The organism is Alteromonas salexigens (assembly GCF_025628895.1).
GTDB lineage: Bacteria > Pseudomonadota > Gammaproteobacteria > Enterobacterales > Alteromonadaceae > Alteromonas > Alteromonas salexigens.
On record NZ_JAOTJC010000012.1, the window covers coordinates 1 to 26,835 of the forward strand.

Consider the following 26,835-nt stretch of genomic DNA (forward strand, 5'->3'; position numbering starts at 1 on the left):
CCACGGGTAGTGAAGGGACTGCCTCGTAAATACCCTAAAAAGAAAAATGCCAGTCAGCTTAACTGACTGGCATTGGGGCAGGGCGCCCGGCTTCGAGAGAGTGATTGTGCAGCAAGTTAAACTTACGCGTTGTCTTCGCTGACATCATTGAGTCGGATAAGGGCTTCCGCCACTACCATAGACTCATTGTAGAAAGCGCTCTCAATAGACGCATCAACTTTTACACGGTCGCCTTCCTGAATGTGCAGATAACCGTCATCGCTCAGAGGGTTGCCTGGCAGCTCACTCACATCCACATCAATTGTCACACCTGAGGTGGTTAACTGAATGGTCTCGCCATTCACACTGGAAACAGAACCAATCAGGGTCATATCATCCAGATCAGACGGCACCGTGGCTGTGGCGATGAAACGATCTTTCAGCTCGTTATCAGTGGTTTCCGCGACGAAGGTAGTATTCCAGTCGTGAACGAATACGCTGGAGGCTTCCAGTGACGTATCCAGGAACAGGTTCTCATCTACTTCGCCTGATACCGTGACTTTGTCGCCCACGTTAAACATCTGGGCATCTTCATCGTCGTCACCATCTTCAAACTCAACAGTGAGTCGGTCATCACCGCTGCGCAGTACGAAAGAATCATCACCGACTTCTTTAATCTGGCCACTGACTGTCAGCCAGGTATTGTCTTCCCATTCTGACAGATCCGATTTGTCTTTTAGCAGGTTACCGTCTGCGGCAACTGCCTGGGCTGAGAAAAGGGCTGCTGCAACTGCAGTTGAAAGCATAGTATTTACCGTTTTCATAATCTTCCTCCTTTTTTCAAAACTCACTGTTACAGGTGCAACCACGATGCCAGTCAATGAAATCAGTAGCTTAGGTTGTTTGGGCAAGGATGAGAGGGGGAGGGGCTTTGAAAATATTTTAGGCAAATTATGATATTTACAGTGTTCCATTGAGGCTTTACCGGCTTATTTAAGCACGGCATTGCCAGCATTCGGGGCTAAACGCAGACTATCAATAATGCTTACCAGCGCCAGCCCACCCATAAACAACATGGCAAGGTGGAAATGCATCAGGTCAGGCTGGGCATTGCTGCCACCGGCCAGATAGCTGGCCAGAGCCAGTGCCAGAGCGCCTACCGTGATCCCCAGGCCACGGTTCATCTGCATGAGTACCGCACTGAGCGTATTGGCATCGCGCATCTGAGTGTGGGGGATGTCAGCAAAGTTGAGTGTATTAAGCACCGTCAGGTGAACAGACCGGTTCATTCCGGATATAAACAGGATAAGCCCCAGCAGCCAGGTGGGGGTGGCAGCTGTCACCAACCCGAGTGCCATGAAGCCAGCCGCAATGGCAACCGCGTTGACTATCAGGATCCGTTTAAAGCCAAACAGGTTCATGATCCGGGTGGTCGCGGGCTTGATTGCCAGGTTACCGGCGAACAGCCATAGCAACATAGTGCCCGCTTCGACCGCTGTGTATCCCAGTCCAAGCTGTAACATCAGGGGGATCAGAAAGGGTGTGCTGGACATCGCAATACGGATCACTGAGCCACCTAATACCGTGACCCGGAAGGTTTTCTTTTGCATCGCCCTAAATGTAAGTAAAGGCGCAGGGGCGCCCAGCAGGTATTTTACCGCCAACACCAGTAGCAGTATGCCAGTGGCCACCAGCAGCCAGGGAGCAATGCGCGATGCGTTCATACTACTGAGTAATTCCAGCCCGGCCATCAGAGTACCAAAGCCGGCACCACACAACAGAAAACCCCGCCAGTCAAACGGCCCGGTGTCGACGCGGTAATTTTTAAGCAACAGCAGGGCACCTGTCAGCGCAATCAGGCCGAGGGGGAGATTAATCAGGAATATCCATGGCCAGCCCCAATGGGTAGCTATCCACCCACCCAGGACCGGGCCAAGCAAAGGTGCTCCCAGCGCCGGCCAGGTGAGAATGGCCACCGCCTTCACCAGCCTCTCTTTCGGCACATCCCGTAATACTACCAGCCTGCCCACGGGCACCATCATGGCGCCACCTATCCCCTGTAGCAGACGGGCAGCGGTAAAGCTGTAGACATTTTCGGCAAGGGCGCACAGTACTGAGGCCAGCATGAAGGTACACAGTGCTGCGATAAAGATGTGCCGGGCACCAAAGCGATCGGCCATATAACCACTAATCGGTATGAAGATGGTGACTGCCACTAAATAGGAGGAAACGCCCACCGACAGATGCGCCGCGGGTACGCCGAAATCACGGGCAATAATTGGCAGGGCTGTGGTAATGATCGTGGCGTCGAGGATTTCGATAAAAAGCGCGCCCGCTACCAGCAAAGCCACAGCGGTACGGCGATCTAATGAAAACATGCGATTCCGTTATGATGTCAGAGATGACGTGTAAGCACGGACTTATCAGCTGAGTGCAGAGCGATGTTCTGCACTCAGCGGGTCACTAATGGTACCACCGCCTCACAGTTCGGTTCAGCAAGGGTTTACGCAGGAGCTAAACGATTTGGATCGAAACCGTCTTCTGTGACCGATATCGGCGCGGTAATCAGATGATTTCGAACGCACGCACTACGCGCTCTACCCCACCTACATGCCGGGCTATATCCACTGCGGCGGTCGCTTCCTGATTAGTAACCCGTCCCATCAAAAACACTTCTGCGTTCTGGACCACGACGCGAACCTGCATGGCGGGCACGCGCTCATCGGCTACCAGCTTGGTTTTGACTTTGGAGGCCAGCCAGATATCTGTAGCTTGTTGCGAGGCACCAATGGGCTCGCCTACCCGTAGTTGGTTGTGCACTTTTTTGATGTGCTCAACCCGTTGGGCACCCTGAATGGCTTCATTCAGCAACGCCTGGCTGGGCACCTGACCGGTAATCAGCGCGACGCCGTTATAAACGTCAGCCCGCAAGTTCGCCTCCTTTTTCAACGCCTCGCTTTTAGACCACTGATAGGCAATGGCTCCTTCGGCGTTCTGGTCGTCAAGCTGAGTGCCCACCGTGCGTCTGTCGTTAGCGACTTTGGCCGCAGCCGCGCCGGCTCCAACCACAGCCACTGCACAGCCCTGCAACTGAGTAACGGTAAGCGATACTAACAGCACCGCCACCAGGTTAATTGATTTGATGTTTAGCATAAGACCTTATTCATCACCGTGATCAGCCGGGAACAGACTGTCATCAATACATTCGCACAAATTATGGATTACCAGCAGATGGACTTCCTGAATACGCGCGGTACGGTTTGACGGTACCCGAATTTCTACATCGTGCTCACTGAGGAACCCGGCCATTTCGCCGCCGTCTTTACCCGTGAGAGCCACGATAGTCATATCCCGGGAAAGCGCCGCTTCCATTGCAGCAATCACATTGCGCGAATTGCCGCTGGTGGAGATCGCCAGTAAAATATCACCCGGCTGACCCAGCGCCCGCACCTGCTTGGCAAACACTTCGTCATAGCTGTAGTCATTAGCAATGGAGGTGAGGGTAGAGGTATCCGTGCTCAGCGCTATCGCAGGCAGACTCGGACGATCCCGCTCGTAGCGATTCAGCATCTCAGAAGAAAAATGCTGAGCATCGCCGGCCGAGCCGCCGTTACCACAGCTTAAAATTTTATTTCCGCGGATAAGCGCTTCCACCATCATCATTGCGGCTTTTTCAATCGCTTCGGGCAGAATTTCTGAAGCGGCAATTTTGGTTTGAATGCTTTCGGTGAAATTGGCTTTAATATTTTCGATCATACTTCTCGTTTTCCAAGGTTTTTGGGCGCTTATACCACGTTCTTAATCCACTGGCAGGTGCCGCCATCGATGGCAATAACATCAATGCGCACGGCGGTCGACACAGGACTATGACCATTATCCAACAAATATCGTTCAAACGCAGCCCGGATCCGTTGCAGTTTTTTTGTGGTAACGAATTCCGCTGCGTAGCCATAGCGGCCATGACGGCGGTATTTTACTTCGATGCACACTAAGGTGTGCTGATCCCACATCAATAAATCCAGCTCTCCACCGCGGGTGCGATAATTGGTCTCTATCAGCTGCAGTCCCTGTTTGGTTAAAAACCGTATGGCGTCATTTTCCGCAGCGGTTCCCTGTCTGACCGACATGGCTCTCTCCCTGATACCTGTGCATCCTGCCGGTATTAGTCGCTTTGCTTTAGCAGGATCACCCGCTCATTGTCTATCTTCGCCTGTGGCAGGCGGCGTTCAATTTGGTGGTCTGCGTTCATCCGTAGTGTGCCGGTAAGACCCTCTATTTCTACCTGGGTTAACAGGCCCATTGCCGGCAACGATGGCAGCAGGTTATAGGCGTCCACACCAAAGGCAAACAGTCTGTCCAGCTGCGTGCTGCGATGTGGCCATAATTGTTCAGTTTCAGCTTTTACATCCTGCCACGGGTGTTCAGGCATCATCCACGGCATATCCAGGAACCGCACGTTTTGCAGGTCACGCCACTGATTTTTGCCACTGTCATACTCCATCGAGCGAGAAGTGGCATACACCGGGACCACTTTGCCATCGAACGGACTCAGACTGGCTTCTACCATGGGGTTCAACAGTTCGGTCTGTTCCGGTGACGCAAATACCACGATAGCGTCGATGTCGCCACGGCTACGGGGCACGTTGTACAGCTCTTCGTTTACCATGTAGCGAATCTGATTTATACGATCCTTGCTTTGCTCCACGTCCAGCGCACGGGTAATGCCTTCCCGCAGCGAGTCATTATCGGTGTAACTGACAGAGGTTAATTGTATTTCCTCATCACCCTGTTGATGTCGGGTGAGGGTTTGCCAGCGGACCTCAAAGGCCTCATTCATGCGCTGGTAGATACTGGAGTCTGCGGCAACCACTATGGGCGCCCGGTACCCTTTATGAAAGATCTTCTCGGCGAGCTGATAGGCTTCGTCTTCTGGGGCCAGAGCAAAAAAGCCCGGCTCGGCAGTTATGGCCATTTCCTGTGGCGCTTGTGAAGTCAGTGGCGAAGGCTCAGCAGGGATCTCGTCAGCCCGGTTGAGTGCCAGCATATTGACATAGGGCGGTAGCAGGGGCACCAGTTGTTCAATGGTTTCTTTCAGCAACGGACCGATAATCCAGCGATGCTGACCGATGGCGTCCCGCAGAGCCTGAGGGGACTTACCCACGGTATCGACAAACTCCAGCTCGGGTAATGGCTGCTCATTATTGGTCTGGTTAAGTGCCCGGTAATAAGCGGATAAAATGCCTTCTTTAATGGCCATGCCGGTGGTCTCCAGCCTGCCGCTTAAGGGCAGCATCACCAGAATCTCGGTGATGTTCGGACTACTCAGCCCGGTAGCGGCAGCCACTTCTTCGGGCCAGTACGTGACCAGCCTGTGGCCCCGGTAGACCTGTTTGAACTGGGCCGTCGCCTCAGCCAGTTCCTGCGTGTTCAAGCCATGGTTTGCCAGCAGCGACCGTAACGCGAAATAAGGGCGCAGCGCGGGAAAGCGTTGTTCAGCATCCTGCGGCAGCGGGCTGACACTGTTTACCCATTGCCATACCTGTTGGGTATGGGCGTCTGAAGGCGGCATGGCCTGCTCATAACTGTTGGCTGCGGCCAGCAAATCGCCCTGTCGCAGATACAGTTGCGTGAGCAAATCTAACTGACCATAGCGTAAGGCATCATCGTCAGCCGGCGTGGATAATAAGGCCAGCATTTCCTCAGGGTAGTGCTCGCTGGCCTCGGCAAAGGCCAGCGCGGTCAGCACATCGGCACGAGCCTGTAACCGGGGATCCAGCTCTTGCTGTTGTAGTGATAGCAGAATATTACGGGCTGTGCCGGTGTCATCTGATTCCAGCGCCAACTGTGCTGCCTGCAGCAGCAGGGTATCCCGTTGTAGTTGATCCCTGGACGTTTGCCATATCGAGCGAGCTTCAGCCAGTAAGCTGGCCGGGCTGGCGTCGGCGTCAACGGTCGTGGAGGGCAGGGTGTTGACCTGACTTGGAGAGGCGCTTCGCTGCGATGGGGGTGCACTGCACGCGCTTATCAGCAGCAGTGTGCTTATACCCGCACCGAGGAGCTTACAGTGTTGCGATAAAACGTCACGCACGTCCGGATCCTTCTTTGTGAGTTCGTAGCCAAGTTTATCTGAACACGCGGGAAAATCTATGGCCTGACCGATAAACTGTGCTTTTGGCGTGATACACTTTGCGCATTCGTGTTAAACACAGCGTTACTTACTATGTCTGAGCCGGCTACGCTTTATATTGTTCCCACACCCATAGGTAATCTTGATGACATTTCTGCCCGCGCATTGGCTACGTTGAGCCAGGTCGCGTGGATCGCAGCGGAAGATACCCGCCACAGTGCAAGGTTACTGCAGCATTTTGGCATTAACACACGCACGCTGAGTCTGCATGAACATAATGAAGATAAGCGTACTGCCATGTTATGCAGTCGTCTGCACGGGGGCGAAGAGGTCGCCTTGATCAGTGACGCCGGTACCCCGCTTATCAGCGATCCGGGGTTTGTCTTAGTCCGTCGTTGCCGCGAGGAAGGAATTCCGGTGGTGGCGTTACCCGGCCCCTGTGCGGCAATTACTGCCCTGAGTGCGTCCGGACTGCCCACTGACCGCTTTCTGTTTGATGGGTTTCTGCCGGTAAAAATGCAGGCGCGCAGTGCCGCGCTAGAGGTTATCCGGGAGCGGACTTTTACCAGCGTTTTTTACGAAGCCCCCCGGCGTATACTCGATACGGTGAAGGCCATGGATGAGCACTTCGCCGATCGCCACATCGTCATTGCCAAAGAAATATCTAAAGCTTTTGAGACCTACGTCAGCGGTACGCCGGCTGAAGTGGTGGAATGGCTGCAGGCAGATACGGTGCATCAGAAGGGAGAGTTCGTGGTAATGGTCGCTCCGGCGCCGGCACCGGATGAGGAGCTGCCTCCGGAAGCATTATCCCTGCTGAAGTCGCTGTCTGCCCATCTGCCTTTGAAAAAGGCGGCCGCCGTCGTGGCTGACCACTACGCCCTGAAGAAAAACGCGCTCTACCAGGCGGGACTGGATGCAAAACAGGCCAGTGAAGATTAATTAGCATGCCCTCAGGGATTAATTGCACTTTGCTGGCTCGGTGCTGTGCGCTGTTACCGGCCGGGTAACAGGTGATCTGGTGCGGCGGGAATTGACTATTCATTGACAAAGCCGTTAACGGAGACAACGCAAATGAATCAGCATGAATTACGCATTGAAATGAACGACGGTAAATGGATGGTAGACATATTTACCGACAAGAATGATGACGGGGTGTTTGACCTCATCAGCCCAAATACCAGCACCGAAGTAGCCCTGGCCGAAGAACACATGTACGGGTTTCGGTATAACCTGAGCGCCCCCGCCAATACCGGATTTAAAATTTTCCTGGACGATAAAGTCATCGCGGAAGGCGAAGTGGATGATTCCGGTATGCTTACCGGTCGGGGCGTGCTGTAGACGCATTCAGTGCTGACCAGAGTTGGTTTAGATCAATAAAAAAACGCTGCCATCTGGCAGCGTTTTTTATTCGGCAATGACGCGAGACACGCGTGATTACGACAGTCTTGCTTTAAAATCGTCGTAGTCAAACTGCCTGACCACATCCAGCTCGCCATTTTGTCGTAAAATAGCGATGGCCGGATGCTGTACACCATTGAAGAACGTGGTCTTGACCATGGTGTAATGCATCATGTCTTCAAACTGCAGCCTGTCCCCGGGTTGCAGCGGCGCAGCAAAGGAGTAAGTGTCGATGACGTCACCCGCCAGGCAGGAATTGCCGCCCAGTTTGACGTCATGAGCCTGCTCTCCGGGCATCCCAGCGTGGCGTACTGCCGGCCGGTAAGGCATTTCCAGTACGTCAGGCATGTGGGCCGTGGCGGAGATATCGAGGATCGCAATAGGTCCGTCGTTATCCACTACATCAACCACTTCGGCGATAAGCGGGCCGGTCTGCCATGCCACCGCCGAGCCCGGCTCCAGGATCACATCCAGATGGGGATAGCGTGCTTTAAACCCACTGAGAGTCTGAATCAGGTGCTCAACGTCATAACCTTCGCTGGTCATCAGGTGCCCGCCACCCAGATTTAGCCATTTCAGTTCGTTCAGCCAGTCGCCGAACTTCTCTTCGATAGCTTGTAGCGTGCGCGCAGTGGCATACGAGTCGCACTCACATAAATTGTGACAGTGAAAACCCTCAATACCAGTGAGGTCGATACCGGCCAGTTCACTGGCCCGAACGCCCAGCCGTGAGCCGGGTGCTGCCGGGTCGTAAAGGGGGGTATTGGCTTCCTGGTGTTCAGGGTTTATACGCAGCCCCAGTGACACCCCGGGAAGCGCATCACGGTGGCGTTGCCACTGCGTGAGGCTGTTGAACGACAGGTGATGCACGATGGGCTTAAGCGCCGCGATTTCGCTGTCTTTATAAGCGGGGGCATAGGCATGCACCTCTTTGCCCATTTCCGCGGCCAGCCTGGCCTCCCAGACTGAACTGGCTGTGGCGCCGTGCAGGTAAGGTTTAATGATGTCGAAGGCCGACCACATTGAAAACCCTTTCAGTGCCAGAATAATTCTGGCACCAGACTGCGCCTGGACGCGCTTCATCAGTTCAAGGTTACGGATTAACTTTTCTTCTTCCAGTACATAACAGGGAGAAGGAATATCCTGACGCTGCGTTAAATCGGTCAAGCGCAAGTCTCCGGGTTATTTAGTAAACGGACTGCTGTCGCATTCCAGAACGTGCCATGGCAGGCCGTGTTGGTTCAGCTGCTCGAGGAACGGGTCAGGATCAAATTGCTCCATGTTCCATACCCCTGGCTTGTTCCAAGTGCCATTAAGCATCAGCATTGCACCAATCATAGCAGGGACACCGGTGGTGTATGATACTGCCTGCGCGCCTACTTCTTCGTTCGTCTTGGCATGGTCACAGTTGTTGTAAACAAAGATGGTTTTCTCTTTGCCATCCTTAATGCCGGTAATGTAGGTACCGATACACGTCATGCCGGTATAGCCTTCAGCCAGTGAGCCCGGGTTAGGCAGTACCGCTTTCAAAAACTCCAGCGGGACAATTTTCTGGCCCTGGAATTCAACCGGCTCGATGCTGGTCATGCCAATGCCTTCCAGTACCCGCAGGTGATTCAGATAAGCATCTCCGAACGTCATCCAGAAACGGGCGCGCTTCAGACTGGGGTAATGCTTAACAATGGACTCGAGTTCTTCATGGAACATAAGGTAAGAGGGACGTACACCAATATTCTGATAGTCCAAATCTTCACGCACGCTCAGTGGATCGGTTTCTTTCCACTCACCGTTTTCAAAGTATTTACCGCGCTGGGTAATTTCGCGGATGTTAATTTCCGGATTGAAGTTGGTCGCAAAGGCCTGACCATGATCGCCACCGTTGCAGTCAACGATGTCCAGATAGTGGATTTCATCGAAGTGGTGTTTAGCAGCGTAGGCGGTAAACACATTGGTCACGCCCGGATCGAAGCCGCTGCCCAGCAGCGCCATGATACCCGCCTTCTGGAATTTTTCCTGATACGCCCACTGCCATGAATATTCAAATTTGGCTTCGTCTTTCGGCTCGTAGTTGGCGGTATCCAGGTAATGGGTCTTGGTCGCCAGACAGGCATCCATAATGGGCAAATCCTGGTAGGGTAATGCTAGGTTAATGACCAAATCGGGTTTCACGTTATTAATTAAATCTTCAACCGCCTTGGCATCGTCGGCATCTACGGCGAATACTTCTTTAACCCGATCCTTACCGACTTCTTCCTGCAACGCTTCACACTTAGAGACGGTGCGGCTGGCCAGGTAAATCTCGTCAAAATACTCCGGCAGACGAGCACATTTTTTAACGGTTACCGCGGCAACACCGCCGGCACCAATAATTAATACGCGAGACATATCAATGATTCCCATTTGAGCTTATAAATTTGCGCTGAATGCTAGCAGACAACGCCGAATTGGCAAGCAAAGAGTGTTGCTGCCAAAGCAAAAAAAGGTGAGCCATTTCGGGCTCACCCTGAGGTGTTTTTGTTATCCGCGTCCCTTTGTGAAACGACGTAAAGGCACTGCCTTTGGCACGTTAACCGTGAATAGGCGGCGACAACACGATGCGATTGCCTACTCTGAAATAGGGGTAAAGCAGCAGCGTTTCCCGTCCATCGGGGTAGGTCGCGGTAATGGCAATGGCATCAAGCTGTTTGTGCTTATCCGTTTTCACCGTCGCCGCGTACACCAGCACGCTGTAACTGTTGGCATCGGTGGTGGTATCGATAATTCGCCACTGCAATTGCTCAATTAAATCGGTGTCGTTTTCCACGTGTTCGCTGTCATCTATAAACAGGCAGCCCACTTTGTCGTCTTCGAGAAGCGCTGCAAAAGGGTAAAACGCACTGCAATGTGGCAACATAAGCTCGCAGAGTTCCAGAGCCCGGTGAACCAGAGCCTGCAACGGTCCGGGTAAAGATTGTGGTCGATGAATCACACGCCATCTCCAGATGAATAAATGAAAGCGCCGGAATGTCAACTCCATACGCTGGCTCTCACCATTACAAACGCGTAATGAAGATGATTAGATCACAGTTTTTCTGCTTCCCTGTAAGCCCCCGGTATGAACGGCCACTACGGTGCTGCCGGGGGCAAAATATCGGTTTTCAACCAAGCTTTTCAGGGCGTAGAACAATTTGCCACTGTAAACCGGTTCCACGGGAATGTCACATTCACGAGAGAACGCTTCGCAAAACTCGCGCAGCGCAGCCGGTCGTTTAGCGTAACCACCAAAGTGGAAATCATGGTTAATATGCCAATTGCTGCGCGGCACCGACAACAGGCGTTCGACCAGCGATTCCAGGTACCCTTCGCCTTTCAGTACACCAATACCAATGGCCCGTTGGGGGTCACCCAGCGCACTGGCCACCCCGGCCAGCGTTGCACCGCTCGCCACCGGCACCAGCAAGAAAGTAAACGGGGTGAGGATTTCCTCTATCATGGTTGCAATGCCATCCAGCGCCGCTGACTGACTGCCTCCCTCAGGAATAATAATGTGGGTCGGGAAGGCGTGCTGTAGCTCGTTCAGATACGCCGCCGACTCCCTTAACCCATATTCTTTTTTCGTCACATAGCGGATGGTAGCGCCCCACGCCATCAGGTCCTGCAACATAGGCGTAGGCTGAGAGCGGTAATCGCCCCGCACAATGGCCGTGAATGCCAGCCCGCGGCAATAGCATGCATAACCCAGAGCATGCAGGTGGTTGGAAAAAGCGCCCCCGAAGCTGACCATGCCCGTGCATGAGTCCGGCAATCCGGCTAAGACTGGCGCCAGCTTGCGCCATTTGTTGCCGGAGATTACCGGGTGAATAAGGTCATCCCGTTTCACGTACAAAGTCAGGGTGTCGGCATGACGCCAGCCAGGCGTGATCCGGGTAAGCGGGGAGGGCAGTTGTATTGTCAAAGGGTACTCACGTGAACAGACAGGTTAGTGCTAGCCCCGAACCACGGCAGGCGATCGTTACGGATATGTAACAGATGATCACCCTCTCTGGTCGCAAGGTATAAACAACAGGATAAAAAGAAAGGACGGTTTATGTCACGCATTTTAATACTACTGGCCAGCCTGGCCGTGTTTGCTGCCCACGGCGTGGTTCCCAATGTGGTGAACAATTCGGTGCCAAACGCTGCCCAGGTCGGACAGGCGAAGTTTACCTACTACTTCTGGGATGTGTATACCGCCACATTGTATGCACCTGACGCTACGTGGCCGGCTAAACGATTTGCACTTAAACTCGATTATCTGCGGGATTTTAAGGGTAAGAAGATTGCTGAACGTTCTATTAAAGAAATGAAGTCACAGGGCCTGGATGACGGGAATAAAATTCAGCAGTGGTCAGCGGCCATGCAGCGGATCTTTCCCGATATAGAAGAGGGTGAACATTTGATTGGGGTGGTGGATGAAGACGGTGTGACCCGGTTTTATCAGGACGGGCAAGAGCTGGGGGCGGTGGAAGATCCCGACTTCGCCACCTGGTTCTTTAATATCTGGCTGGGGCCTGAAACCTCCGAACCGGAGTTACGTGAAAAGTTGCTTAACGGAGCTAACGAATGAAAAAAATTACCCTGGCCGCGTGCACACTGCTACTGACCCTGATGTTAGGTGGTTGCTCAGTCTCGGTGGATGGCAGTAATTACGAAAGCGTTGCCCCGGATTTTGATATTAAGGCGTTTTTTAATGGCAATGTGAAAGCATGGGGGATTGTTCAGAACCGCTCTGGGGAGGTTGTCCAGCGTTTTATGGTGGACATCAACGGTCGCATTGAAAACGGGGTGTTAATTCTGGATGAGTCATTTACTTATGGCGTGGGCGACGGGGTTAAATCCCGGGTGTGGCGTATTACGCAAACAGGGGAAAACACCTTTGAGGGAGAAGCCGGCGATATTCTGGGGACGGCTACCGGCACGTCGCATGGCAATGCGTTTAACTTCCGGTATCAGATGGATCTGCCAGTGGACGACACTACCTATGAAGTGTCGTTTGACGACTGGTTCTGGGCCTTCGATGACCGCACCATGATGAACCGTTCTTATATCAGAAAGCTTGGACTTGTAATGGCGGAAGTTACCATCTTTATGCAGCGGCAGGGATAAGAGACAACGCTGGGGGCAAGCCGTTGTAGCCTCTGTGCTTAATCACGCCCTTCAGGAAAGGTAAACACCACCCCTAAGCCCGAGCCATTACAAAGCGGATCGTCTACAAACCACAATGCACCATGGTGAAGGGTAATGATGGCAGACACCAGCGACAGCCCCAGGCCATTGCCTGTGGTGGTGCGGCTGCTTGATGCACGGAAAAAGCGTCTTTCCAGATTACTAAATTCACTGGCGTCGAGGCCGGGCCCGTCATCGTTAATGCTCAGCACAATGCTACCCTTTCTACGCCTTAGCGAGACGTTGATATGATGGCCTTTACCGGCATATTTCAGGGCATTGTCTATGGCGTTGGCCACCGCCTGGAATAACAGATTCGGATCCCCGGTCATGGTGACGGCGTCCAGTTCCACACTGAAGGTCATTTCTTCCCCCTCAATCAGCGGCTGATAGAGTTCGGTGACATCGCCGACCACCGTGTGTAAGGCAATCTGGGTAAACCCCTGGCGCTGGCGTTTGGTTTCGATATCGCTGATGCGCAGCAGACTGTTAAACATACTGAGCAGGTTATCTGCTTCCTGAGTGGCTTGCTCACGCAGCGCATCATCGTCAATGTGTTCAAGGGTGCCGCGTAGGCGGGCAAGAGGGGTACGCAAATCGTGCGCGATATTGTCGGTAACATTTTTAATGTTATCCACCGACGCTTCGATCTTGTCCAGCATACCGTTAAAGACCACCGCCAGTTGACTCAGGTCGTCCCAGTTGCTGTCAATTTCCATACGCTCCTGCAAGTCACCGGTGCGGATTATTTTCTCGGCCGTGTGCGACATGCGGTTGATACGATTCACCACATAGACTGCCACCATAAAGCTCAACACGCCTACTGCGGCCAGTAATCCCAGAACTACCCAGCTGAACGTTGAGCCTATCCACTGTAAGGTACTCAGTTCACCCACACTACGACCTACAAACAGCACCCGGTTATCACCAAGCCGGCTCACCTCGTACAGCGTCTCGACGGTACGAGAGGCTTGATCTGGCTGGTGGATTTGCAAGTCGGCTAATGTATTTTGGGTAGGGGTGGTATCCGATACCGGCCAGTGCGTGATGTTGCCGGTAATAAGGCGGCCTGCGTTATCGGCAATGGCAAACAGCGGCGGGTGCGTTGCGTCGCCAAGGGTACTGGCGATCACACCGGCAATTGTATCTTCGCTGTAATGTGCGCTAAGTGTGGTAATGGCGACATGGTCGGCATTCAGGGCGGCGGTCGCTTCACGCAGCAGGATCTCGCCGCTGGTTATTCGCCAGATGTAAATAATAAACAGCATGGCCGCGACGACCAGCGTAGTAAGAATGGCTCCGACCCGAAAGCTGGAGCTGCGCGTAAACGCGCCAATGGCGATCACTGAAAGTCGCCTGAGATCCGGTAGCCTGTGCCTCGCACTGTTTCAATTAAGGGAACGTTAAACGTTTTATCGACTTTCTGGCGTAACCGGCTGATATGCACATCAATCACATTGGTCTGGGGGTCAAAATGGTAATTCCATACGTGCTCCAGCAACATGCTGCGGGTTACCACTTTGCCGCGGTGACGCAGCAGGCACTCCAGTAACTGAAACTCTTTCGATTGCAGTTCAATCTCGGTATCGCCGCGGCGGACTTTACGGTTTAACCTGTCCAAAACCAGATCGCCAACTTTAATATGGGTAGCCTCATCGCTGTCTGCTTTTCTGCCCGCCAGGCCCTCTGCACGGGCAAGTAATTCCTCGAAGGCGAAGGGCTTGGTGAGGTAGTCATTGGCGCCGCTGCGCAGCCCCCTGACCTTGTCATCTACATCGCTTTTCGCGCTGAGCAACAATACCGGTGTCGCCACATTTTCATTACGCATGGCTTCCAGGATAGATAAACCATCTACATTAGGCAGCATAATATCGAGTATCACCAGGTCATAGACACTGTCTGTGGCAGCCTGCAATCCGGCTTTGCCATCATTGTACACGTCACAGTCATGGCCTGCGGCGGTCAGTCCCTGCCGAATATTCTGAGCGACTGTGAGATCATCTTCAATCAGTAATACGTTCATTGTCATGTGTGAAAACTTACGCCCCGTCCGTGCTGAACAGCTATTTTTAACCCTGATGCTAGTACCGCCGAGCAACAGGTTACGATCACAAATACCAGGGGATGGCCTAAATTGCTTCATCCCGGGGAAAACGCATAGCAGGGTTGTACGGCGTAAAGTCAGGAATTTCTCCCTGTGCCGTTATACGCTGTACTTCATGCCAGAATGCGGGTGTCATCAACTCCGGGTGGAGCACTTTAAGTTGTTCCTTCAGCGCTTTTTTGCCCACAATAAAATGTTCAAACTGTTCAGGGAAAACATCATTAGGGGCTACTGAGAGGGTATCCATAAAATACGGATCGTCCGATTTTGGCAGGGCGCGAAAATTGCGTTCACTCATCAGGCAAATTTCATCGTAATCATAAAATATCACCCGGCCATGGCGGGTAATGCCGAAGTTTTTATGCAACATATCCCCCGGAAAGATATTCGCCAGCGCAATTTGTTTTATGCATGAGCCCAGCTCGTAAAGGGCATGACGTATTTTCTGCGGATCGGTTTGCTGTTCGAGATACAGGTTCAGCGGCGTCATCTTACGTTCAATGTATAAGTGCCGGATGATTAACTCCTGGTCCGTGATCTCCACACTGGAGCCACAGGTTTCTTGTAGTTCTGCCAGCAACTCCGGGGCAATACGGTTGAGCGGGAATCGAAAGTTCATGTATTCATGGGTGTCAGCCATACGGCCCACCCGGTCGGTCATTTTTACCAGGCGATAGCAGTCTTTAACATGCTGACGGGTTATTTTTTTGCTTTCGGCAAATTCGTCTTTAATTATTTTGAAAACCACACCGTAGGACGGCAGGTGAAAGACCATCATTACCAGCCCGCGCACACCCGGGGCCGCCTCGAACATATCGTCGCTATGTTCTAAATGCTGCAGGAAATTGCGATAAAACACGGTTTTTCCGTGCTTATAGTGGCCCAGTGCCATATACAGCTCAAAATGCTTTTTATTAGGCAGTAATTCCTGCAAAAAAGCGGCGACCTCTGCGGGGTACTGAGTGTCGGCCATGAAATAACTGCGGGCGAAACCGAAGATAACGCTAAGATCCTTACGGTCGGTAAGCAGTGCATCCACTACCAGCGCCTGCTTTGCACTGGTCTGTAGCGAAACGACAAACGGCAGGGTTTCATCGGGCATACAAATCCGGCCAATCAGATAGGCAGATTTACCCCGGTAAAACACTGATTTGAGTAACTCTACAGCGGTAACCGAGGCGAGTTGAGCGCGATTGAGGCGCTTGCGTAGCGCCCGTTCCAGATTTAACAAATCCCGCTGGTAATTATCGAACGGAATATTAAACCGGTACACACGGAAAATCGCTTCATACATCTCGCGCACACTGGTGCGGGTATCGAAGCTGTAAATGACCTTTAGACGGTCCTGTCCCGGCAAGTAACACCGGCTTGGCAGGACAAACATAATCTGATTATCAATGTGTCTGTGTTTAAACAGCCGGCCAATAACCGAGTTGTAAAAGGTTTCCGCCAATTCAAATTGCGGGTGGTCTTCCAACAAGCGGGCGTAGTATTTTTTCATTTGCTGCCAGAAGTCATCGCTCAGTTGATGGACAGGCACTTCCTGATAGAGATCAGCGACCGCATCAGCCAGGCTTTTTTCGTAAATAGTGATGCGTTCCCGGGATGCTGACAGGGTCTCTTTCCATTTACCCTGCTCAAAGCGAGCCTGCGCCCCACGGGTTATTCGGGTAAACCACCGGTAGCTTTGGTCAAAGTGGGTGATGATTTGGTATGCCACCTTTTGAGGTTGGGCTATGTTTTGCATCCGCGACTCCAGTTCTTAGCTGCTGACTGCCAGGGGCCTTGTTGGTTAAAATACGTTCCCTAACGATAAAAATTAAGGTACGGTAAGCAAGCTTAAGTAGGGAACAATACACGGTTTTCGGTGCTAACTTACAGATTTTCGCTGCACAGAATGCCAGAAGATAACAACAGGGCAATACTGTGAGCTTTAATGTACTAATTTGTGATGACTCGGCGCTAGCCAGAAAAATGGCTGCGCGCAGCTTGCCAGAAGGCTTCGCTGAAAAGGTATTTCAGGCAGAAGACGGGGCGCAGGCACTTACCATGCTGAGGCAGCAACGCATGGACCTGATGCTGCTGGATCTGACCATGCCGAATGTCGATGGAATAGATGTGCTCAATGCGATTAAAGCGCAGGGCATTGAGGTATTTGTGGTGGTGGTATCAGGCGACATTCAGCCACAGATGCGCACGCGGGTGATGCAGCTTGGCGCTCTGGATTTTCTGGCTAAGCCGATATCGAAAGCATCGCTGCAGGCCGTGTTGGAGCGCTACGGCTTTATCCTCACCGAAGCGCTCGCCGGGTAGCATCAGCCCATCTTAGAAGGCATCAAAAATACTTCTCGTACATTGTTACGAGGATCAGCGTTGAGGGCATAAGACACGGCCTCGGCCACGTCTTCGGGCTGTAACTTGTCTTCTTTAGGCTCATCAAAAAACGGTGTGTTCACCATCCCGGGACAAATTGTGGTACAGCGCCCCTGCCACTCAGCCATTTCCTCAGCCAGATTTCGGCCAAAGCCATATGCGAACCATTTGCTGGCACCATAAATAGAGCCCTTGATACTCATTCTGCCTGCCGCTGAGCTGGTCAACACAAAATGGCCCTGAGACTGCTTCAGGTGAGGCAGCGTGGCTTTTGCCGTCCACAGCAAGGCTTTTATATTGATGTCGATCATGGTGTCCCACTCATCCACATCGCCGTTTTCTGTCCCTGCTGCGGACAGCCCGACGCCGGCATTGGCAAAGGTTGCATCCAACCGACCGTAATGGGCTACCGCATCTTCTACCACCTGTTGTATAGCGGAGTATTGGGTGGCATCGGCCGGAAATGCCACGGCAACGTCATCACCCAATTCGTGGACCAGTGAAGCCAGTTTTTCTTCGCTGCGTGCGGTAAGCGCCACTTTGTGGCCATCATTGACCAGGCGTCTTGCGGTAGACGCACCGATGCCACTCGATGCACCGGTAATCAGTACAATTTTAGATTTCATAATTTCCTCTGTGGATAGCAATCGTTACAGGTAAGATTCATTGTGCAATTATCCGAGCCAGGATCACTTGTGCATTTATAAGTCCTGAAACCAGATACTTGCTACTGGTTGGATGTGTAGACGTCTATTTCAAGCTGGGTGAAATGCTGGTGTCTAATTTGTTTCAAAATAAGGATATAGGTTTCGTTTAAGTGGCTTTGTATTGCGTAAATAGTATGAGATTCTTCGGTGACTATAATAAAAACAGCAATTTTCTTGGCCCGCTGGTTGACAGTTAGACGTCTATACGGCAAATTGGCTCTATGAAAAAGAAAATAATGATGAGCACCACCGGCATGATTATTACCACCTCGAAGAGGGCGGTCGCTGGTTAGTGCGCATTTGCAACAGACACCGAAAGCCCGCCCTTACCAAGAGCGGGTTTTTTTTTACCTAAATCGCTGCAAGAATTGACAGGCGTACTAGTAAGGAGCAACGAATGAAAGTATTAAAGTTTGGTGGATCGTCTCTGGCCGACGCAGCCCGGTATTTACGGGTGACTGAGATCAGTACGACCACCCACCAAACCGACGGTGCTGCGGTTGTGCTTTCAGCGCCCAAGGGAGTCACTAACGCCCTGTCGCTGCTGTGTGAGCAAGCCGCTGCCGGTGAAGATTATGCGCCACTGTTAACGAAACTCAGCGAGATGGTCACCGGTATTGCCCGTGACCTGAACAACGAGCTGGACGGGTTTGCCTACCAACAGGTCAGTGATTTTATCAGTAGCCAGTTAGCTAAGCTTACCCAACACCTGCAGGGGATCGCCTTGTTAGGCGTGGCCCCGGAAGAGGTAAGCGCGGGTATCCTGAGTATCGGCGAATATATCAGTGTGACCCTGTTCAGCGCGATTCTGGATGCAAAAGGGGTCAGTAACCTGGTTATTGACCCGGTGAAGTATATTCAGGCAGAAGGCGATTATCTGGACAGCATCGCGGATGTGGCGCTGAGTAAAGCGAGATTTGCGGACGTACCGGCAGACGGATCAGCGTTGCTGGTTATGCCCGGTTTTGTCGCAGCCAACGAAGACGGCGAAAAAGTGACTTTGGGTCGCAATGGTTCAGACTATTCGGCGGCCGTGCTGGCAGCCTGTATCGATGCCTCTTGCTGTGAAATCTGGACAGATGTCGATGGCGTCTACAATGCTGATCCTAATCAGGTGGAAGGCGCCGTATTGCTGGATAAGCTGACCTATCAGGAAGCTATGGAGCTGTCCTATTTCGGTGCGAAAGTGTTGCATCCGAAAACCATCGGGCCGATTGCGCAACACCACATTCCCTGTTTGATCCGTAACACTCTTAACCCTGCTGCACCCGGTACGCTGATCAGCAATGAAGCGAGCAGCGTGTGGACCTCGGTGAAAGGTATCTCACAGCTTGACGATGTCACTATGTTCAATGTGGCCGGGCCAGGCCTCAAAGGCATGGTGGGGATGGCAAGCCGGGTATTCGAAGTAATGTCTAACGCCAATATTTCGATAAGTTTGATCACCCAGTCGTCCTCTGAATACAGCATCAGCTTTTGTATTCAGAGCAAAGATGCAGTGCGTGCTCAGTACCTGCTGGAAGATGCGTTTGCGCTAGAACTGCAGAATCAGTTGCTCGATCCGATTGAAGTGCGCCCCGACCTGTCTATTGTGACGCTGGTGGGGGATGGCATGCGCCAGACCAAAGGTCTCGCCGCCCGCTTCTTCAGCTCGCTGTCTCAGGCCCGAGTGAATAACGTAGCGATTGCACAGGGGTCGTCGGAGCGTTCAATTTCTACCGTTATTGAGAGTAAACGGGCAAAAAAAGCAGTCCGGGTTATACATCAGAATTTTTTCAGCGATCGCCATACCATTGACGTGTTTCTGGTAGGGTGTGGCAATGTAGGCACAGAGTTGCTAAACCAGATAGCCAGGCAGCAACCGGCTCTGTTAAAACGTAACATCCAGTTACGGGTCTACGGGATCGCGAATAGCCGTAAGCTGCTACTCGATAATCAGGGGATTGATATAAGCAACCACTGGCAGGACAAACTGGCAGAGGCGGAGCAGGCGTTTTCCATCGAGGTACTGACCGCATTTGTGAACGACAACAGTCTGGTGAATCCGGTGATAGTGGACTGCACCAGTCATGAAGCGGTAGCAAATCAGTATGTAGCAATGATGGAGCACGGCTTCCACGTAGTCACCCCCAATAAGAAAGCCAACACCGGTGCGCTGGATTATTACCGCCAGCTGAAACGCACCGCGTTGCGTACCAATCGTCAATACCTGTATGAAACCACCGTGGGCGCGGGCTTACCGGTAATTGATAATCTCCAGAAGCTGTTCAGTGCGGGCGATGTGTTGCACCGTTTTGAAGGCATATTGTCAGGCAGTCTGTCGTATGTATTTGGTAAGCTGGAAGAGGGCATGACCCTGTCTCAGGCCACCCAGTCGGCGAAAGACAGCGGTTTCACTGAGCCAGACCCCAGAGACGATCTCAGTGGTATGGATGTGGCTCGCAAATTGTTAATCATGGCCCGGGAAGCGGAACTGGAACTGGAGCTTAGCGATATTGAAATTGAATCGGTATTACCAGACGGGTTCGCCAGCGATTGCAGCATAGATGAATTCATGACCCGTCTGCCTGAGTTGGATAAAGCATTCAGCGAGCGTGTGGAAAAGGCACAGGCAGAAGGTAAAGTATTGCGTTACATTGGCAGTATTGAAGGCGAGCAATGTAAGGTCACCATTCAGGCGGTGCCGGCAGATAACCCACTGGCGGCAGTGAAGGACGGTGAGAACGCGCTGGCGATCAGCAGTGACTATTACCAGCCCATTCCCTATGTGATCCGTGGGTACGGCGCCGGAGGCACAGTGACTGCGGCAGGTGTATTCGCCGATATTCTCAGAACAATGCCATGGAAACAAATGGCCCACTAACCGGCGAGGAAGTAGTAATGAAACCAGTGCGGGCTTATGCTCCGGCCTCAATAGGCAATGTCAGTCTTGGCTACGACGTGTTGGGCGCAGCGCTGTCGCCAGTCGACGGTACGGTGTTGGGTGATGAAGTGGTGGTGGCCCCGGCCGCTGAATTTGCGCTGACAGTGGAAGGGGCGTTTGCCCACAAGCTGCCTGCCGATCCGGCCACTAATATTGTCAGCCGGTGTTACACTCACTTTTGCGAGGCACTTGCCAGAACAGGCCGCCACGCCCCCATCGTCGCCATGACTCTGTATAAAAATTTGCCCATAGGCAGCGGCCTGGGATCCAGTGCCAGCTCCATTGTGGCTGCATTTCATGCGTTGAATGCCTATTGCGATTATCCCTTTGACGAAAATACCCTGCTCATAATGATGGGGGAGCTGGAAGGGCAAATAAGCGGCAGTGTGCACTATGACAACGTGGCGCCGTGTTATCAGGGTGGAATGACACTGATGACCGGGGCAGCGAAACAGATCACGGTGTCGTTACCCGTCATAGAGCACTGGTATTGGGTCGCCTGTTACTCCGGGATTAGCGTGTCCACGGCCGAGGCAAGAGATATTCTGCCGCGCACGCTACCCATGGACGTTGCGCTTAGTTTTGGACGTCAGCTCGGAGTATTTGTCCATGCGCTGCATGTGAGAGACGCTGAACTCGCCGCCTCAGTGATGCAGGACGTCATCGCCGAACCCTATCGCAAAGCGCTGTTGCCGGGGTTTGATGATGCGCGTCAGGCGAGTCTGGCGCAGGGGGCACTGGCGTTTGGAATTTCCGGTTCCGGTCCGACCGTCTTTGCGGCCTGCCCTGATGAGCAGATTGCCAATAATGTAGCCCGCTGGCTCGCAGACAATTACATACAAAACGATGACGGCTTTTGCCACGTTTGCCAGATCCCCGCCCAGGGCGCGACGATCCGGCCCGAATAACTAAAAAGGTGACATAGTGGAATTAGTTAACTTAAAAGATGCGCAGGACACCGCAACATTCTGTGAAGCAGTGCAGCGCGGGCTGGGTAAGCAACAAGGGCTGTATTTCCCTACCGAGATCCCCACGCTGGAGAATGTACCGGCGTTGTTAGAGTTGCCGTTTGCAGAGCGGAGCATTCAGGTGCTGCGCGCGTTGTTGGGCAATGAACTTAACGAGGGCGAACTGGAATCCATAGTCCAGGCCGCGTTTACGTTTTCAGCACCGGTCGTCCCGGTGCAGGATAATATCGCCACGCTGGAGTTATTCCATGGTCCCACGCTGGCCTTCAAAGATTTTGGCGGACGGTTTATGGCCCAGACGCTGGCTCGTATCAGCGCAGGTAAGCCGATTACTATCCTGACTGCTACCTCGGGCGATACGGGCGCAGCAGTCGCTGATGCCTTTCACGGGATTGATAACATTAATGTGGTTATCCTGTTCCCGAAAGGGAAAATCAGCGACCTGCAGGAAAAACTATTCACTACACTGGGCGACAATATTCACACAGTGGCAGTAGAGGGTGATTTTGATGCGTGTCAGTCGCTGGTTAAAACAGCGTTTGACGACCCTGATATCCGCGAGGGATTGCATCTGAATTCTGCGAACTCCATCAATATCAGCCGTTTGCTGGCACAGGTCTGTTACTACTTTGAAGCGGTCAGCCAGCTTCCGGCACAGGCCCGTGAGCAACTGGTGGTGTCGGTACCCAGCGGTAATTTCGGTAACCTGACCGCCGGCATCATCGCCAAAGCGATGGGGTTGCCCATTAAGCGGTTTATCGCCGCGACCAACATGAACGACACTGTGCCCCGGTATCTGAAAAGCGGCGAGTGGGCGCCGAAATCTACCGTGGCGACCATGTCCAATGCCATGGATGTCAGTCAGCCCAATAACTGGCCCCGGATTGAAGCGCTGATAGAGCGCGGTTATCTGGACAAGGCCAGCTTAAAAGGGGAGTGTGTGGATGAAGATTATACACAGATTGCCATGCGCCAGCTGGCGCAGGCGGGGTATACTTCAGAGCCTCACGCCGCGATTGCTTACCGGGCGCTGAGTCATGATTTGCAGGAAGGTGAGTATGGCTTATTCCTGGGTACTGCCCATCCTGCTAAATTCCGTGAGACAGTCGAGAACGTGCTAGGACAGCCACTGAGCCTGCCTAAGGCACTGGCTGAGGTGGCGGGTAAAGACAGCCTGGCGGTAACGTTACCGTCTTCATATGCCGAACTGAAGCGCTATATGCTTGATTCGCTGGCATGAGTGTGGGTGACTGGCAGGCGCTGTTCCACCGGGAGCAGCAGCAGGCATATTTCCAAGTCCTCCAAGAAAAAGTAGCGCGGGCAAGAGCTGAAGCCGGGCCCGTCTACCCGGCGCCTGATGAGGTATTTACCGCCTTCCGGCTTACCCCGCTGGCCGATGTGAAAGTGGTGATTCTGGGCCAGGATCCATACCACGGGCCCGGGCAGGCACACGGGCTGGCATTTTCGGTACCGCCAGGGGTTAAGCCGCCGCCCTCACTGGCAAACATATTTAAAGAACTGCAACATGATATAGGGGGCTTCGATCGCCCTTCTCATGGTGATCTGACCGGATGGGCAGAGCAGGGGGTGTTGTTGTTAAATACGGTGCTTACCGTTGCACAAGGGCAGGCCCACAGCCATAGCAAGTGGGGATGGGAAACCTTTACCGACGCGGTTATTGCCGAGCTGAACGCCAAGCGGACCGGGATGGTATTTTTGCTCTGGGGGAGTCATGCGCGCAAAAAAGGGGCGGCAATAGACCGCAACCGGCATTGTGTACTGGAAGCACCCCATCCGTCGCCATTATCGGCGCACCGCGGCTTTTTTGGCTGCGGTCACTTTAGTAAAGCCAACACATATTTACGGAACCAGGGGCAAGCGCCGATTAACTGGCAACCGTAAGTAAGCCTTTCCTTCAGCGGAGTGAGGCCCAAAAAGCAAAAGGCCGCCTGCATGTGCAGGCGGCCTTCTTATTATCTTTCCAGTGTTTCCAGTTCGTATTCAAATCCGCAATCGAGTTCGGATAATTCCTTCTCTAATGCAAATCTGTCTTGCAACGCTTCAATTTCACGCCACTTCCGTTTTTTGCTTTTGGTTTTTGCTGGTCGGGATTCAATATCAAGCATGGCAAACAAATCTGATTTATCCATGAGGATCTCCTTATTATTACCACTAACAACAGTACAGAGTGTTTATAAAATCCTTCTGTACAATTTTGTATCACAGCCACGATGAAAATAAAACAAGTAAATTTACCTTTTATTAACACTTTGTGACATTCTGATGACAGTGGCTCTCGTCCATGAGAAGCGGCCGGCAGTGCCGGCCGTCTTTATTGTTGCACTACAACAGTGCGCTGAGAGTTACCTTTGCTCAGCGTTGGGCATTGGATTGACGGAAGCGGGCAATGAGTTGCTCAGTTGAGCGATCAAACTCACTGCTGTCCCGTTTGCCGGTAATTCCATCAAGCACCTGATTACCAAGTACTTTCCCTAACTCCACACCCCATTGATCAAAGGAGTTAAGCTGCCAGACAACACCCTGGACGAAAACCTTATGTTCATACAGAGCAACCAGCGCGCCAAGTGTGAAGGGATCCAGCTGTTCGAATAACAACGTATTGCTTGGTTTGTTGCCGGGCATCGTTTTGTGGTGGGCAAGACGCACACGTTCCGCCTCATCCAGACCCTGTCTCTCGAGGTCGGCATAGCATTCTTCGAAGGTTTTGCCTTGCATAAGCGCCTGGGTCTGACCAAAACAATTAGAAGCCAGCATCGCATGATGGGTATCATCCTGGTTCGGCACCGTCAGCGGTAACATAAAGTCCGCCGGAATAACGCCCGAGCCCTGGTGAATAAGCTGGTGGAAGCTGTGCTGACCATTGGTGCCTTCGCTGCCCCAGATAATAGGGCCGGTGGGATAGTCAACCGGGTCACCATTCTGGGTAACCTGCTTACCATTACTTTCCATATCCAGCTGCTGCACGTAAGCGGGCAGACCGCGCAAATAGTGGTAATAGGGCAACAGCACATGGGACTGGGCTTCAAAGAAGTTGCGGTACCACACGCCCAGCATGGCCATGATTACCGGCACATTGTTTTCCAGTGGTGCGGTTTTGAAATGGTTATCCATTTCGTGGGCACCTTCCAGCAGGCGTTTAAAGTGCGTAAAGCCCAATGCCAATGAAATCGGCAGACCGATTGCTGACCACAATGAATAGCGGCCGCCTACCCAATCCCACATCGGGAAAATATTTTCTTCGGCAATACCAAACTCAGTGGCCGCACTGATGTTTGACGAAACCGCGACGAAATGTCTGGCAATATCCTGCTGGCTGCCACCGGCATTCAGAAACCAGGCTTTGGCAGATAAGGTATTTTGCAAGGTTTCCTGGGTAGAAAACGATTTGGACGACATCACCACCAGTGTTTGCTCGTGGTCAAGTGTCTGCAGCACGTCGTGAATGTGACAACCATCCACATTCGCCACGAAATGAACTTTCACTGCATCATGGGTATACGGCTTCAGTGCCTCAGTCATGATCTTCGGACCAAGGAACGACCCGCCTATCCCAATCGCCACTACGTCGGTGATACGTTTGCCGGTATAACCGGTATGTTCACCACTGTGAACTGACGCAGTAAAGGCTTCAATCTTGTCCAGGGTCGCCATGACCTCGGGCATCACATCTTCGCCGCCTACCGGTACGGGTTGTCCTGAAAAGTTTCGCAGCGCAGTATGCAGCACAGCACGGTTTTCCGTGTTATTTATAGCGTCACCACCGAACATCGCGTCACGGTGCGCCTCCAGCCCCTGGGCACGAGCCAGTGCCATCAGCGCCGTCATGACTTCATCAGTGACCCGGTTTTTTGAGTAATCCAAAAAGATACCGGCGGCGTCGGCCTGCATGCGTTCTGCCCGTGCGGGATCGGCAGCGAACCAGTCACGCATGTGCTGATCTTTGAGGGTGGCCGCCAGTTGGGATAGATCTTGCCAGGCAGGCTGGCTTGTCAGTTTGCTCATATCTGCTCTCCTACAGATTCACCATGCGGCCGGCTCAGGCGCCCAGTTTCTCTTTTAACATGTTTTCCAGTTTCACCTGATCGGCCGCAAAATTCCGGATCCCTTCCGCCAGCTTTTCTGTGGCCATGGCATCTTCATTCATTTCCCAGCGGAATGCTGCTTCAGTCATACGTTCGCCCGGCGTTTTCGTGGCGCCCTCGTCGTTCAGACGCGCTTCCAGGGGGCCTGATTCGTTCGCCAGCTCTTCCAGTAACTGCGGACTGATAGTCAGACGATCACAGCCAGCCAGTGCCTGAATTTCACCAATATTACGGAAGCTGGCGCCCATCACCACGGTGTCGTAGCCATGCTCTTTGTAGTAATTATAAATTTTGGTAACTGACAATACGCCCGGATCGTCCTCGGCCGTGTAGTCAGTTTTGCCGGTACTGTTTTTGTACCAGTCAAGAATACGCCCTACAAAGGGGGAAATAAGGTAAGCGCCAGCTTCGGCACAGGCTTTAGCCTGGGCAAAGCTGAACAACAGCGTAAGGTTACAGTTAATGCCTTTCTGTTCTAATACCTCGGCGGCCTGAATGCCCTCCCAGGTGGAGGCAATCTTGATCAGTATACGGGATTTATCGATTCCTTCGTCCTGATACAGCTGTACCAGCCGCTCGGCTTTTTCAATGGTGGCATTGGTGTCGAAGGATAGCCGTGCATCGACCTCAGTAGAGATGCGACCCGGTATGATGGCGGAGATTTCTTTGCCGATGGAGACCGCCAGTTTATCGGCGGCGTCGGTTAACTGTTGATCGCTGTCGTTAGACTGAAGCTTAGCCCAGGCTACCGCATCGTCAATCAGGCCCGCATACTGAGGCAGGCTGGCGGCTTTCAACAATAAAGACGGATTCGTGGTGGCGTCTACCGGCGCGTACTTTTTAATTGCTTCAATGTCGCCGGTGTCGGCGACGACAGTGGTCATTTCGCGTAATGCTTCTAACTGATTGCTCATAGTTCTCTCTGAATTTGTCTGTTGTGACTAACTTGGTTTGTCGGATTCGTAC

Annotated in this window: 26 protein-coding genes; 9 read left to right on the forward strand and 17 right to left on the reverse strand. The window is 52.6% G+C overall.

The genetic code is table 11. The annotated features are described in order from the left end of the window. Window positions 1-122 precede the first annotated feature (122 nt). The 6 genes from OCL06_RS12815 to OCL06_RS12840 form a co-directional block, all read right to left on the reverse strand. Entirely contained in the window at window positions 123-803 is a 681-nt protein-coding gene (locus tag OCL06_RS12815; RefSeq protein WP_262995170.1) for a NirD/YgiW/YdeI family stress tolerance protein, read from the reverse strand. Window positions 804-968: 165 nt separating this feature from the next. Beyond that, window positions 969-2,357: an MFS transporter gene (locus OCL06_RS12820; protein ID WP_262995172.1), complete on the reverse strand. Its 1,389-nt coding sequence runs from the start codon at window positions 2,355-2,357 to the stop codon at window positions 969-971. Window positions 2,358-2,544: 187 nt separating this feature from the next. Further along, window positions 2,545-3,132: a BON domain-containing protein gene (locus OCL06_RS12825; protein WP_262995174.1), complete on the reverse strand. Its 588-nt coding sequence runs from the start codon at window positions 3,130-3,132 to the stop codon at window positions 2,545-2,547. Between the two features lie 6 nt (window positions 3,133-3,138). Then, the gene (locus OCL06_RS12830; protein WP_262995176.1) at window positions 3,139-3,735 is read right to left on the reverse strand and encodes a phosphoheptose isomerase; all 597 of its coding nucleotides are present in this window, start codon (window positions 3,733-3,735) and stop codon (window positions 3,139-3,141) included. Between the two features lie 29 nt (window positions 3,736-3,764). After that, window positions 3,765-4,106, reverse strand: a complete 342-nt coding sequence (locus tag OCL06_RS12835; RefSeq protein ID WP_262995178.1) for a YraN family protein — start codon at window positions 4,104-4,106, stop codon at window positions 3,765-3,767. Window positions 4,107-4,141: 35 nt separating this feature from the next. Then, a complete protein-coding gene (locus OCL06_RS12840; protein WP_262995180.1) occupies window positions 4,142-6,067 on the reverse strand; it encodes a penicillin-binding protein activator in 1,926 nt (641 codons plus the stop codon). Between the two features lie 132 nt (window positions 6,068-6,199). On the opposite strand from OCL06_RS12840, the gene rsmI reads away from it, so the two are divergent. Both rsmI and OCL06_RS12850 read left to right on the forward strand, forming a co-directional pair. Next, complete coding sequence (gene rsmI, locus OCL06_RS12845) at window positions 6,200-7,048, forward strand: 16S rRNA (cytidine(1402)-2'-O)-methyltransferase (protein ID WP_262995183.1); 849 nt, start codon at window positions 6,200-6,202, stop codon at window positions 7,046-7,048. A gap of 132 nt (window positions 7,049-7,180) precedes the next feature. After that, window positions 7,181-7,447: a hypothetical protein gene (locus OCL06_RS12850; RefSeq protein ID WP_262995184.1), complete on the forward strand. Its 267-nt coding sequence runs from the start codon at window positions 7,181-7,183 to the stop codon at window positions 7,445-7,447. A gap of 96 nt (window positions 7,448-7,543) precedes the next feature. On the opposite strand, the gene nspC is transcribed toward OCL06_RS12850, so the two are convergent. The 4 genes from nspC to OCL06_RS12870 form a co-directional block, all read right to left on the reverse strand. Continuing rightward, window positions 7,544-8,674 carry a carboxynorspermidine decarboxylase gene (nspC, locus tag OCL06_RS12855; protein ID WP_262995186.1) on the reverse strand — a complete coding sequence of 377 codons (1,131 nt, stop codon included), beginning with the start codon at window positions 8,672-8,674 and terminating at the stop codon, window positions 7,544-7,546. 15 nt (window positions 8,675-8,689) lie between these two features. Next, on the reverse strand, window positions 8,690-9,892 hold the full coding sequence (locus OCL06_RS12860; RefSeq protein WP_262995188.1) for a saccharopine dehydrogenase family protein: 1,203 nt from the start codon (window positions 9,890-9,892) through the stop codon (window positions 8,690-8,692). Window positions 9,893-10,073: 181 nt separating this feature from the next. Further along, window positions 10,074-10,475, reverse strand: coding sequence for a hypothetical protein (locus tag OCL06_RS12865; RefSeq protein ID WP_262995190.1), 402 nt, complete (start codon window positions 10,473-10,475; stop codon window positions 10,074-10,076). Window positions 10,476-10,562: 87 nt separating this feature from the next. Further along, the gene (locus OCL06_RS12870) at window positions 10,563-11,441 is read right to left on the reverse strand and encodes a 1-aminocyclopropane-1-carboxylate deaminase/D-cysteine desulfhydrase (protein ID WP_262995192.1); all 879 of its coding nucleotides are present in this window, start codon (window positions 11,439-11,441) and stop codon (window positions 10,563-10,565) included. A gap of 132 nt (window positions 11,442-11,573) precedes the next feature. On the opposite strand from OCL06_RS12870, the gene OCL06_RS12875 reads away from it, so the two are divergent. Together OCL06_RS12875 and OCL06_RS12880 are read left to right on the forward strand one after the other, a co-directional pair. Further along, window positions 11,574-12,092, forward strand: a complete 519-nt coding sequence (locus OCL06_RS12875) for a chalcone isomerase family protein (RefSeq protein WP_262995194.1) — start codon at window positions 11,574-11,576, stop codon at window positions 12,090-12,092. Further along, a complete protein-coding gene (locus OCL06_RS12880; protein ID WP_262995196.1) occupies window positions 12,089-12,631 on the forward strand; it encodes a DUF3833 domain-containing protein in 543 nt (180 codons plus the stop codon). The genes OCL06_RS12875 and OCL06_RS12880 overlap by 4 nt, the downstream gene beginning before the upstream one ends. A 38-nt stretch (window positions 12,632-12,669) precedes the next feature. Here OCL06_RS12880 and OCL06_RS12885 read toward each other — a convergent pair whose 3' ends face one another. From OCL06_RS12885 to aceK, 3 genes are all read right to left on the reverse strand, one after another. Beyond that, window positions 12,670-14,037: a sensor histidine kinase gene (locus OCL06_RS12885; protein ID WP_262995198.1), complete on the reverse strand. Its 1,368-nt coding sequence runs from the start codon at window positions 14,035-14,037 to the stop codon at window positions 12,670-12,672. Then, a complete protein-coding gene (locus OCL06_RS12890) occupies window positions 14,034-14,714 on the reverse strand; it encodes a response regulator transcription factor (protein ID WP_262995774.1) in 681 nt (226 codons plus the stop codon). The genes OCL06_RS12885 and OCL06_RS12890 overlap by 4 nt, the downstream gene beginning before the upstream one ends. A gap of 106 nt (window positions 14,715-14,820) precedes the next feature. After that, the gene (aceK, locus tag OCL06_RS12895; RefSeq protein WP_262995200.1) at window positions 14,821-16,542 is read right to left on the reverse strand and encodes a bifunctional isocitrate dehydrogenase kinase/phosphatase; all 1,722 of its coding nucleotides are present in this window, start codon (window positions 16,540-16,542) and stop codon (window positions 14,821-14,823) included. Window positions 16,543-16,721: 179 nt separating this feature from the next. Between aceK and OCL06_RS12900 the strand changes: the two genes are divergently transcribed. Next, window positions 16,722-17,108, forward strand: coding sequence for a response regulator (locus OCL06_RS12900; protein WP_262995202.1), 387 nt, complete (start codon window positions 16,722-16,724; stop codon window positions 17,106-17,108). Window positions 17,109-17,110: 2 nt separating this feature from the next. On the opposite strand, the gene OCL06_RS12905 is transcribed toward OCL06_RS12900, so the two are convergent. Further along, window positions 17,111-17,797 (reverse strand): SDR family oxidoreductase, encoded by a 687-nt coding sequence (locus tag OCL06_RS12905; protein ID WP_262995776.1) that lies wholly within the window; start codon window positions 17,795-17,797, stop codon window positions 17,111-17,113. A 475-nt stretch (window positions 17,798-18,272) separates the two neighbouring features. Between OCL06_RS12905 and thrA the strand changes: the two genes are divergently transcribed. The 4 genes from thrA to ung are packed head-to-tail and all read left to right on the forward strand — an operon-like array spanning window position 18,273 to window position 23,668. After that, window positions 18,273-20,738: a bifunctional aspartate kinase/homoserine dehydrogenase I gene (thrA, locus tag OCL06_RS12910; RefSeq protein ID WP_262995203.1), complete on the forward strand. Its 2,466-nt coding sequence runs from the start codon at window positions 18,273-18,275 to the stop codon at window positions 20,736-20,738. 17 nt (window positions 20,739-20,755) lie between these two features. Further along, on the forward strand, window positions 20,756-21,706 hold the full coding sequence (gene thrB / locus OCL06_RS12915; protein ID WP_262995205.1) for a homoserine kinase: 951 nt from the start codon (window positions 20,756-20,758) through the stop codon (window positions 21,704-21,706). Between the two features lie 16 nt (window positions 21,707-21,722). Beyond that, on the forward strand, window positions 21,723-23,006 hold the full coding sequence (gene thrC, locus OCL06_RS12920; protein ID WP_262995207.1) for a threonine synthase: 1,284 nt from the start codon (window positions 21,723-21,725) through the stop codon (window positions 23,004-23,006). Beyond that, a complete protein-coding gene (ung, locus tag OCL06_RS12925; RefSeq protein WP_262995209.1) occupies window positions 23,003-23,668 on the forward strand; it encodes a uracil-DNA glycosylase in 666 nt (221 codons plus the stop codon). Before thrC ends, ung begins: the two co-directional genes overlap by 4 nt. A gap of 71 nt (window positions 23,669-23,739) precedes the next feature. Here ung and OCL06_RS12930 read toward each other — a convergent pair whose 3' ends face one another. The 3 genes from OCL06_RS12930 to tal form a co-directional block, all read right to left on the reverse strand. Then, window positions 23,740-23,916, reverse strand: a complete 177-nt coding sequence (locus OCL06_RS12930) for a DUF3545 family protein (RefSeq protein WP_262995211.1) — start codon at window positions 23,914-23,916, stop codon at window positions 23,740-23,742. Window positions 23,917-24,139: 223 nt separating this feature from the next. Then, window positions 24,140-25,789, reverse strand: a complete 1,650-nt coding sequence (pgi, locus tag OCL06_RS12935; protein WP_262995214.1) for a glucose-6-phosphate isomerase — start codon at window positions 25,787-25,789, stop codon at window positions 24,140-24,142. Window positions 25,790-25,823: 34 nt separating this feature from the next. Then, window positions 25,824-26,783, reverse strand: coding sequence for a transaldolase (gene tal / locus OCL06_RS12940; protein WP_262995216.1), 960 nt, complete (start codon window positions 26,781-26,783; stop codon window positions 25,824-25,826). Window positions 26,784-26,835: the final 52 nt, after the last annotated feature.